Raw genomic sequence first — 10,491 nt, forward strand, 5'->3', positions numbered from 1 at the left:
AATGTCCAAAGAGAAGAAGGACTACTCCAAGTATTTTGATTTTTCGGATGCCAAGATTTTGTCTGAGGACGAGAACGGTAAGAGAATCCGTATTCGGGGACGGGAAATCAATATTCTATCGGAGCCTAATCATAGACAAGAAAAACAACGCGGTAAACAGAACGTTCAGGTGCTGTACGATACAGCTTTACCGGAGGAATTTAAAACCATTGGCTTAGGGAAATTCTATATTGTTTACACCTTTGGTTGCCAGATGAACGAGCATGATTCCGAGACGATCAAGGGAATGCTGGAGCAGATGGGCTATAAGCCAACCGAAGATCGGAAGGTAGCCGATATTATTCTGCTGAATACATGCGCAATTCGAGAGAATGCAGAGGATAAAGTGTTTGGTGAGCTTGGTCATTTGAAGCATCTGAAGACAGAAAAACCGGATATGCTGCTTGGCGTCTGCGGATGTATGTCCCAGGAAGAAGGAGTCGTAAAACGGATTTTGTCGAAGCACGGTTTCGTAGATATGGTGTTTGGTACCCACAATGTTCATCGCCTGCCTCACCTCATTCAAGAGGCCCTTATAAGCAAAGAGCTGGTCGTTGAAGTGTGGTCCAAAGAGGGAGACATTGTAGAGAACCTGCCTAAGAAGAGGGAAGGACTTCGAGGCTGGGTTAACATTATGTACGGTTGTGACAAGTTCTGTACCTACTGTATTGTTCCGTTTACACGGGGGAAGGAACGCAGCCGCAGACCTGAAGATGTGATCGCCGAGGTTCGTGAGCTTGCACGTCAAGGCTTTAAAGAAATTACTCTTCTCGGCCAGAATGTAAATGCGTACGGGAAAGATTTCACGGATATGAAGTACACCTTTGCCGATTTGATGGATGATATGCACAAAATTGATATTCCACGCATCCGTTTCACGACTTCGCATCCCCGGGATTTCGATGATCAATTGATCGAGGTTCTGGCGAAGGGCGGAAATCTGGTGGAGCATATTCATCTTCCTGTACAATCGGGAAGCAATCAAGTCCTGAAAAAGATGAGTCGTAAATATACACGTGAGGCTTATCTGGAGCTTGTCCAGAAGATTAAGAAGGCGATACCGAATGTATCACTAACGAGTGATTTCATCGTAGGCTTCCCCGGGGAGACGGATGAGCAGTTCGAGGAAACGCTCTCCCTAGTGCGTGAAGTGGGATACGATTTTGCCTATTCATACATTTATTCACCGCGCGAAGGCACGCCAGCTGCCGTTATGGAGGATAATGTTCCTATGGAAGTGAAAAGCGAACGCCTCCAGCGCTTGAATGCTGTCATTAATGAGAATAGCCGCAAGAGTAACGACTGCTTGCTTGGTGCAACGGTAGAGGTGCTCGTTGAGGGAATAAGCAAGAACAATCATTCGATGTTGTCGGGTCGTACCCGTTCTAACAAGCTGGTTCATTTTGAAGGATCTGCCGATTTGATTGGAAGCTTTGTTCATGTGAAAATTACAGATCCGATGACCTGGTATATTAAAGGTGATATGGTCGCTAGCATTGCAGAGGACGCGGTTTAAATCATATTGTTATACATTATGAAAATGGGGAGCGATAAACGTGACACAGGAGCAGGGTCGTGTAAATAAATATGGAATGCCAACCTATCATTCGCGTGATTTGGTTATTCGTGAAGACATTCTGACAAAAGCTGAAGAACTTGCCGGACTTATATCAACAAGTGAAGAAGTTAAAATGTTTCAACAGGCAGAAGAGAAAATCCGTAATCACGAGCGCGTTCAGGAATTAATTAAGACTATTAAGAAAAAACAGAAGGAAATTGTTGCATTTGAGACCTTCCAGAATAAAGAGATGGTTGCTAAGATTGAACGCGAAATCGAAGAGCTGCAGGATGAGATTGATGGAATTCCGCTCGTTGTCGAGTTCCAGCAAAGCCAAAGTGATATTAACTACTTGCTCCAATTGGTAGTGTCTGTTATTCACGATACTGTCTCCCAAAAAGTAAACGTAGAGACCGGTAAAGATACACCGCCGAGCAGCTGCGGTTAAGACTAAGGAAAGGTGCGGATTTAATTCCGCGCCTTTTCTGTTCGAATAGAATTAGAATCAAGGCGAGCATAATATTATATGATCCACTCAAGACATCTTGACATCAAGGATAAATATGTCATAATGATATTATCAAATTGAATCATAAATGGTGATGTATAATGACTGATCAAGAACAGAACCCGAGTATGAACGTCAAAAAGTACAGAACACCTGACGGAGTTCCTGCGGATATCGTCATGTTTACATTGACGAAGCGTGAGCGGAAGACGGTAACAAAGACATTGCCTATTAGAGAACTGAAGGTGATGCTGATTCGCCGCAAATCTTGGCCGTTTGCAGGCATGTGGGCTTTACCCGGCGGGTTTTGTCGGGAAAATGAGTCCATCTATGATGCTGCCAAGCGGGAATTGAAGGAAGAGACGGGTGTAGATGGTGGCCATCTGGAATATTTAGGTGTTTATAGCGCTCCAGGCCGTGATCCAAGAGGCTGGATTATAAGTCAGGCTTTCTATGCTCTCGTAGAGGAATGGATGCTTGAACACAGACAGGCAGCGGATGATGCCGAAGAAGTGGGCTTGTTTACCGTTGAAGAAGCGCTTGAGCAATTGGAGCTTGCTTTTGACCACCGGGAAATCATCATGGATGCTTACCGTAAGATTCAGCATCAGATGCTGCAGACGACCATAGCTAAGCAATTTCTGCCTGAGAACTTCACACTCAGTGAACTGTATCAGGTCATACAGACGGTTGTGCCCGAATTTAAGGAGCCTAACTTTATTCGAAAGATCACTTCTACACGAAGCCGGCAGGGTATTTTGGAAGAAGTACGGGATAAAGAAGGAAAGCCGCTCAGTTCCAATCAATACTCGCAGCGGCCTGCGCAGCTGTACCGTTTCACGGATCATGCGCCACTGCTTTCGATTTATACCTAATGAAGTATTTTGAGCTGAGACTTTATTCTAAGGGAGTGAATTGGAATGAAAGCATTGATTGTTGTTGATTTCACGAATGATTTTGTTGATGGTAATCTTCCGGTAGGTGAGCCTGCAGTAGAAATTCAGCATACGGTGGCGGAATTGACCAAGGAATTTGCCGATCGGGGCGATTTTGTTGTGATGGCCGTTGATTTACATGAAGATGGAGATCCGTATCACCCAGAGGCCAAATTGTTCCCGCCTCATAATATTCGAGGTACCCGCGGCAGAGAATTGTATGGAGAACTGGAAGAGGTATACAAGACACGCAAAGACGCTATCTACTGGATGGATAAGACGAGGTACAGCGCTTTTTGCGGAACGGATCTTGATGTTAAATTGAGGGAACGCGGAATCAGCGAAATTCATCTCATCGGAGTGTGTACCGATATTTGTGTGCTTCATACTGCCGTTGATGCATATAACCTGGGGTATTCTCTCAAGATATATGAAGATGCGGTTGCAACTTTTAATCCGGAAGGACATCAGTGGGCACTCGGTCACTTTAAAGGCAGCTTGGGTGCGGATGTGATTCGTTACGGAGTTGATTGACTGATTGATGTATTCGGGTACTACAGCCAAGTGACAGGAGGAGATCATGATGTTGACAGCAGGATTGGCTTTACATACAGATAAATACCAGATTAATATGATGTACGCGCACTGGATCAACGGTTCCCATCGTACGCGGGCTGTGTTTGAGGCTTATTTTCGCAAGCTGCCTTTCGGGAATGGATATGCTGTTTTTGCGGGCCTTGAACGGATTGTAAATTATATTAAAGACCTTCATTTTACGGAGGAGAATATAGAATACTTATCTAAACAAGAAGAGAACTACGATGAGGAATTTCTGGATGAGCTGCGCCGATTCCGTTTTAAAGGAAACATTTATTCGATGAGAGAAGGCGCGCTCGTATTTCCGAATGAGCCGCTGATCCGGGTAGAAGGGACCATATTTGAAACGCAGCTTGTTGAAACAGCAATACTTAACTTCATGAACTTTCAAACCCTGATTGCAACCAAGGCTTCGCGAATCCGCCAAGTGGCAGCGAATGATATTTTACTGGAGTTTGGTACCCGCCGGGCTCAAGAAGCCGATGCAGCGGTATGGGGCGCAAGAGCGGCTTATTTAGCGGGATTCCATGCCACTTCTAACATGCTTGCAGGTGAAATGTTCGGTATTCCGACGAAGGGAACCCATGCCCATTCTTGGGTGCAAACCTTCCGAAGCGAGCAAGAGGCATTCGATATTTTTGCTAAAGTTATGCCTGATCAGGTAACTCTTCTGGTGGACACATATGATACGATTGCAAGCGGAGTTCCTCATGCTATCATTACAGCGAAAAAGCTTGAAGCCCAAGGCAAGCGAATGAATGCCATCCGGCTCGACAGCGGTGACCTTGCATATTTGTCGATTCAAGCTCGCAAAATGCTCGATGAAGCCGGTCTGGACTACGTTAAGATTGTTGCTTCTAATGATTTGGACGAAAACACGATTCTTGACCTGAAGGCACAAGGTGCACGTATTGATACTTGGGGTGTAGGAACCCAGCTGATTACAGCATCTGACCAGCCAGCACTTGGCGGTGTCTATAAGCTGGTTGAGCGGGAAGTTGACGGGGTTATGGTTCCAACGATCAAGATATCCGGAAATCCGGAAAAAGTAACCACACCCGGTAAAAAGAATGTGTATCGTATTGTTTCCAAGGGCAGCGGTAAAGCGATTGCGGATTATATTAGTTTTCCGGAAGAAAAAATGCCGCCTGAAAGCGGCAAACTGAAATTGTTTAATCCACTGCATCCTTATATGCGTAAAAATGTGAAGGATTTCGATGCAATTCCTATGCTTGCATTGATCTATGAGAACGGTGAGCTGGTATATGAGCTTCCGAAGCTGGAAGAGATCCGTGAATACCATAACAGTCAATTGAATCAGTTCTGGCCGGAATACCTGAGAAAGCTTAATCCGGAAATTTATCGTGTGAACTTGAGCGAAGAAGTATGGGATATGAAGCAAAAGCTCATCGCCGAGTATATGGAAGAGCATTTGGAAGAGAACAACGAAGATTAATACAAACGTACTCGAGTGAAAATCAAACAAAAAATAAAGACATGGCCGTGCTGGGGAAGTGATCCCGTCACGGCCATGTTTTTTGTTTTTGTCTATCGCTGGCTTAATCAAAAGTTAAAGACGAATGGAAAGCCGTCCAGAATTCCACTAAAGTATCCGCGAAGACGGTACGCTGCAGTTACATAGGCAGGCTGTAGCCCAGGATGAGCTAGATTTCCGTCCCTCGTAACCGCCTTGGTGGTGTTTTTTTATTTTGAATGGACAAGCACGAAGCAGCGGAGGGGACGAAGCGATCCCGTATAAGCGAAGCGTTCGCATTTGCACCCGAATTTCTCCCGCTTAAAAAATAATTCAGGAAATTCGGGGGCAAGAGCGATAGGAGGGATGCTTCGTCTGCGGAGCGCCTGCAAACAACGAAAATAACCCACCCACAATGAATTATTTCTCGGGAAAGCGCAAGAGACGACAAAAGACGCTACATTTTGCCCGAGCTTAAAATTGGACATTTTTAATAGCGGTAAAGATCGGTTAGTATCTATCATAGGATCATAAGAGAAAGGGGTAGTAGGATGAGTCCAGATATAGCTTTTAATGCTTTTGTTGTAAGGAATGATGATCAAGGCTTCCGGAGCGGGATTGAATCTTGGCGGATGCATCAATTGCCGGAAGGAGATGTAACGATCCGCGTTCATTACAGCGGCGTAAACTATAAGGACGGTCTTGCAAGTACACCGAAAGGAAAAATTGTGAGACGTTATCCTTTCATCCCAGGAATCGATTTCGCTGGGACCGTTGTAGAATCATCGCACCCGTCCTTCAAAGAAGGGGATGAGGTGCTTTGTACAGGTTACGAAACAGGTGTTTCACATGAAGGTGGGTATAGTCAGTATACCCGGACGAACGGTGACTGGCTTTTGCATCTTCCGGAGGGGCTTACTCTTAAGGAAGCTATGGGAATCGGTACAGCAGGATTTACAGCTGCTCTCTCCATTGTGAGCTTAATACAAAATGGTATTAGCCCTGGCGATGGTCCGGTGCTTGTGACAGGTGCTACAGGCGGTGTGGGAAGCTTTGCTGTGTCTATTCTGTCTAAGCTCGGCTTTCATGTCTCTGCATCTACCGGCAAGGCTTCTGCTCAAGGCGAGTGGTTAAGAAGTCTCGGAGCCCGGCATGTAATCACAAGAGAAGAAATTAACGAGGAAACTAAAGGCGTGTTATCGACGGAAAAATGGGCTGCTGTTATTGACCCGGTCGGAGGTTCTCAATTAAGCGGATTATTAAAGCACATGAAATATAACGGTGCCATCGCATTATCTGGTTTAACAGGCGGAGGGAATTTTGATACTACTGTATATCCCTTTATTCTCAGAGGTGTTAAGCTGCTGGGCATAGACTCTGTCTATTGCCCTATGGATCTGAGAAAAGAAATATGGGGGAAACTAGCTGGAGCATGGAAGCCGGATTCGGCATTACAGTCAGGCATCCATGTCCATTCGCTGGAAGAGCTCCCAGCTCTCTTCACGGATATTCTAAACGGCAGAGCAGCAGGCCGGAGCATCATCGCACTTTAAGAAGACGATATCTGAATAATCGTATTCTTCACCAGACATGCTAATCCCAAGAAGGCATACAGGCATAGTTGTACGAAATGGAAAGGATGGGCATGCTGGTGGATCGTATTCTAATGAATCGTTTTATAATGCTGTTGTTTGCTATTTCATTGCTGTTCGGAATTATGGGATGTACTAGAAATACAGCCAGAGAAGAAATGCGAAGGTACAATATGCAAGCTTATCAAGAGGGTAACCAGAAAGCAAGGTCGGATGGGAGAGGCTTGAACGGTCAGATTCTTGAAACGATGCAGGGATTATTTAAAGAGATGAATATTCTACTTACCAACGAGACCTATGTGAAGGACCCTGCCGGTAATCTGTCTTACCAGTACTTAATGAATAATGATTCGAATCAACTGATAACACTGCATATTTTTGCAGACGAACAAGCAAGAGTTAATGGCATGAACAAAATGTACGGTATTGGTGTACTCAGCGAAACAGATAAGATGGATAATATGATTATTGCTTATAAAGGAGCTGCTTTAGTTTATACCTCGGCTGGAGTAAAACGAAATCAATATTCAGAGCAAGTTAAGCAGGTTGCTTTAAAGGTATTGAAGCATATACCACGCAATCCAACCAGGTAGACGGTTGTATAGAACGGAATAACAAGACGGGTGCGTATGAGTGCACCCGTCTTGTTTATGCTGCCCGTATAAGTTTGACTCAACGTTTAAAGCTGCTTGTTCAATTCACGCACGACATGCCGCAGCTCCGGGAGAAGTATCTTTTCCATGGCCAGGCGCACAGCATTTTGAGATCCGGGCATGGAAAAGACAGCTGTGTTACCGACTGTTCCGCCAATGGCCCGGCTTAATATTGCCGCTGCTCCGATCTCTTCATAGCTCAAATAACGGAAGATTTCACCGAATCCGGCCAATTCCTTGTCCAGTAATGAGGAAACCGCTTCATAAGTGGAGTCTCGGCTCGATATGCCTGTCCCTCCAGTTAACAGCAAGGTCTGCACCTCTTGGCGGCTCGATGCTTCATGAATGAGCTCACGGATCTGTTCATAGTCATCTTTTACAATTCGATAGTCAACAACATGATATCCGGATGCCTCAAGCAGCTTTCTCATTAAAGCTCCGCTTTCGTCTGTTTCCGGGGTTCTAGTGTCAGATACCGTAATAACAAAACATGATATGGCATTTGGAGACAGATGCCGATGCTCTTCAACTGAATTCATGAATAACAACTCCAATCCAATAAAATTTGCTGATCGAAGGGTGGTGTAGTAAACTCGTCTAACATAAGAATGATAGCGAAAGGAAGATACATATGCATCATCAAGTTACACCTATATATATTTTATCAGGTTTTTTAGGCAGTGGGAAAACGACGCTCCTCTCCAGGATGCTCTCATATTGGAAAGAACGCGGCTTAAAGCCTGCGGTTGTTATGAATGAAATCGGTGAGGTAAATATCGAAGGAATGATTATTGGTCAAGATGTTCCAACAGCAGAGATGCTTAGCGGATGCATCTGCTGTTCCATCCGGGCTGATCTAACATCAGAGCTTGCCCTGTTGATTCAGAAGGAACAGCCAGACGTTATCATAATTGAGGCAACCGGCGCTGCAAATCCAATGGAAATCCTTGATGCCGTAGCAGAAGCGTCACTTTATATCCCTATTGATGTAAAGAACCTCATTACAGTTGTTGATTCGGCACATCTGCTCCATTTACACGAGGAACAAAAAGGGAAGACATACCGTTTAATGCAGGAGCAGATTCGCTGTGCTTCCCTGTTAATTTTAAATAAGATTGACCGTGTAAGTGAAGACCAGCAGACCAAAGCGGCTAACATCGTACGCGGATGGAACTCACTAGCAGATATCATTCCTGCAGTTCGCTGTGATGTCAATCCGGAGCTTCTGTCAGCAGAAGCTTCTGTCATGCCTGAAGCTTTGGGAAGTGAAGCTCAGCATTCAGAGCATCCGCACGGTAACAGTGTATCTGGTGAAGAGAAGCATATTCACCATCATACGCATGATCATGTTATGTCCTGCACTTATTATTTAAAAAAGCCGATTGATAGTGTTGCATTTGAAGAGTTGATTTCGGAGCTTCCCAGAGAGATATACCGGGCCAAAGGAATAATATCTTTTAGTGACACAGCCAGCCGTTTTTTATTCCAGTATGCTTATAGAGAATCAGATTATATGAAGATCAATCCGCAAGGCGAGCTATCGGATGTCGTTGTATTTATCGGGGAGCATTTCAGCAAATCTTGGGTAGAGGATCGGCTTTTTAAATTGGAACAAGGGGAATAGCTTCTCTATGCAGAAATACTGGAAATAGAAGGATGGAAGTTTCATATGTAAAAATAAACATATATTTTGGTTCATTTAGTTGGTTAGTGGTTTAATACTATGACATAACAGAAAAACGTGCATAGAACATACTGAGTATGTGCCATAGGAGGAATAACGAATGAATAATGAACTGAAATATAATGATTGTATTAAAGCTTGCCTGGAAGCAATGAATGCTTGTAATGTATGTTATGTCTCTTGTCTTCAAGAATATGATCTTGCCATGCTGCGTGAATGTATTACGCTTACCCGGGAGTGCGCAGAAATTTGCAACTTTGCAGCAGAAGCCATGACACGCATGAGTCCCTATGCTTCTGATATTTGCAACCTTTGCGTTAAAATGTGTAACTCTTGTGCAGAAGAGTGTGATAAGCACCTGCAGGATCATTGCAAACAATGTGCAGAGGTTTGCAGAAAATGTGCCATTGTATGTCAAGAATTGTGTTGTGCAGCCTAAGTATTAATCTTTCTGTAGACAGCCGACTGATTAAGCATTGCCTCAAAAGGCAGCTGATCAGCCGGCTTTTTTTATGATCTTCAATAGGCTGGCATGGATTTGGTTTATAACTCAGAGAGATAGAAACCGATTAGAAACGACACAGTATGGGTACATTAAAGATGTTTTTCCAAGCCTGCACCAGAGAAATTCATCTTAGAGAGGAGAGCATTACATGCAAGATAATAATGGGAAAAAACCGCCAGGATTTGTTCCTTACATACCTGCCTCGAAATCCATGGCAGAATTAACGATTTTTGCGGTAATCCTGGGTATCGTGCTTGCCGTTGTCTTTGCAGCTGCTAATGCCTATTTAGGGCTGAAAATTGGTTTGACAGTCAGTGCATCTATTCCGGCAGCAGTAATATCGTTAGGGGTTTTAAGAGGGATTTTTCGGCGCAAATCAATTCTTGAGAACAATATTGTTCAAACTATGACGACTGCAGGGGAAGCAGTTGCAGCTGGGGCTATATTTACGCTGCCAGCTTTGTATATGTGGAATCATATTCCGTCCATGGCTACAATCAGCTTTATTGTACTTGTAGGAGGCTTCTTGGGCGTGGCGATGATGGTCCCGCTGCGGAGACTTCTCATCGTAAACGAACATGCAACTCTTCCTTATCCTGAAGGAACAGCCTGTGCAGAGGTATTGATGTCGGGTGATACCGGAGGAAAAAGTGCAAAAATGGTTGTGTACGGCTTTCTAGTTGGTGGTGCGGTGAAAGCAATGGGAGACGGCTTTAAATGGTTCCGGACGGAAATTGAAAGTGCTGTATTCCGTTTTAAAAATGCGGTCATCGGTATGGATATTTTCCCGGCACTATTAGGAGTCGGTTACATAATTGGACCAAGAATTGCCGGTCAGATGCTTGCAGGCGGGGTTCTTGCTTGGCTTGTTCTTATTCCTGCAATCGGATTTATCGGGGCAGGCGGAGAAGCTGTTGTATCTCCATCAGAAAGCCCAATCGGCGGG

At 44.5% G+C, this 10,491-nt stretch carries 11 protein-coding genes; 10 read left to right on the forward strand and 1 reads right to left on the reverse strand.

The window, feature by feature from the left end; genetic code table 11:
- The first annotated feature begins 1 nt into the window (after position 1).
- The 7 genes from miaB (at position 2) to BN1234_RS08090 (ending at position 7,296) form a co-directional block, all read left to right on the forward strand.
- A complete protein-coding gene (gene miaB, locus BN1234_RS08060) occupies positions 2–1,555 on the forward strand; it encodes a tRNA (N6-isopentenyl adenosine(37)-C2)-methylthiotransferase MiaB (RefSeq protein ID WP_054956150.1) in 1,554 nt (517 codons plus the stop codon).
- A gap of 76 nt (positions 1,556–1,631) precedes the next feature.
- A complete protein-coding gene (locus tag BN1234_RS08065; RefSeq protein ID WP_054956162.1) occupies positions 1,632–2,045 on the forward strand; it encodes a YlbF/YmcA family competence regulator in 414 nt (137 codons plus the stop codon).
- Between the two features lie 161 nt (positions 2,046–2,206).
- Entirely contained in the window at positions 2,207–2,980 is a 774-nt protein-coding gene (locus BN1234_RS08070) for an NUDIX domain-containing protein (RefSeq protein WP_054956151.1), read from the forward strand.
- Between the two features lie 45 nt (positions 2,981–3,025).
- Complete coding sequence (locus tag BN1234_RS08075) at positions 3,026–3,574, forward strand: cysteine hydrolase family protein (protein WP_054956152.1); 549 nt, start codon at positions 3,026–3,028, stop codon at positions 3,572–3,574.
- Between the two features lie 49 nt (positions 3,575–3,623).
- Positions 3,624–5,093, forward strand: a complete 1,470-nt coding sequence (locus tag BN1234_RS08080; RefSeq protein WP_054956153.1) for a nicotinate phosphoribosyltransferase — start codon at positions 3,624–3,626, stop codon at positions 5,091–5,093.
- Positions 5,094–5,662: 569 nt separating this feature from the next.
- Positions 5,663–6,664, forward strand: a complete 1,002-nt coding sequence (locus tag BN1234_RS08085; protein ID WP_054956154.1) for an acrylyl-CoA reductase family protein — start codon at positions 5,663–5,665, stop codon at positions 6,662–6,664.
- A 113-nt stretch (positions 6,665–6,777) separates the two neighbouring features.
- A complete protein-coding gene (locus tag BN1234_RS08090) occupies positions 6,778–7,296 on the forward strand; it encodes a hypothetical protein (RefSeq protein ID WP_156337174.1) in 519 nt (172 codons plus the stop codon).
- 86 nt (positions 7,297–7,382) lie between these two features.
- On the opposite strand, the gene BN1234_RS08095 is transcribed toward BN1234_RS08090, so the two are convergent.
- Positions 7,383–7,895: a MogA/MoaB family molybdenum cofactor biosynthesis protein gene (locus BN1234_RS08095; protein WP_054956156.1), complete on the reverse strand. Its 513-nt coding sequence runs from the start codon at positions 7,893–7,895 to the stop codon at positions 7,383–7,385.
- A gap of 92 nt (positions 7,896–7,987) precedes the next feature.
- Here BN1234_RS08095 and BN1234_RS08100 point away from each other — a divergent pair, with 92 nt between their 5' ends.
- The 3 genes from BN1234_RS08100 to BN1234_RS08110 all read left to right on the forward strand — a co-directional run.
- Positions 7,988–8,980 (forward strand): CobW family GTP-binding protein, encoded by a 993-nt coding sequence (locus BN1234_RS08100; protein ID WP_054956157.1) that lies wholly within the window; start codon positions 7,988–7,990, stop codon positions 8,978–8,980.
- Positions 8,981–9,140: 160 nt separating this feature from the next.
- Entirely contained in the window at positions 9,141–9,479 is a 339-nt protein-coding gene (locus tag BN1234_RS08105; protein WP_054956158.1) for a four-helix bundle copper-binding protein, read from the forward strand.
- A 214-nt stretch (positions 9,480–9,693) separates the two neighbouring features.
- Positions 9,694–10,491 (forward strand): OPT family oligopeptide transporter (locus BN1234_RS08110; protein ID WP_082423137.1); only part of this gene is annotated, 798 nt, incomplete at its 3' end.

Origin of the sequence: Paenibacillus dakarensis (assembly GCF_001373415.1) — a bacterium.
In the GTDB taxonomy this organism is placed as follows: domain Bacteria; phylum Bacillota; class Bacilli; order Paenibacillales; family Paenibacillaceae; genus Paenibacillus_AQ; species Paenibacillus_AQ dakarensis.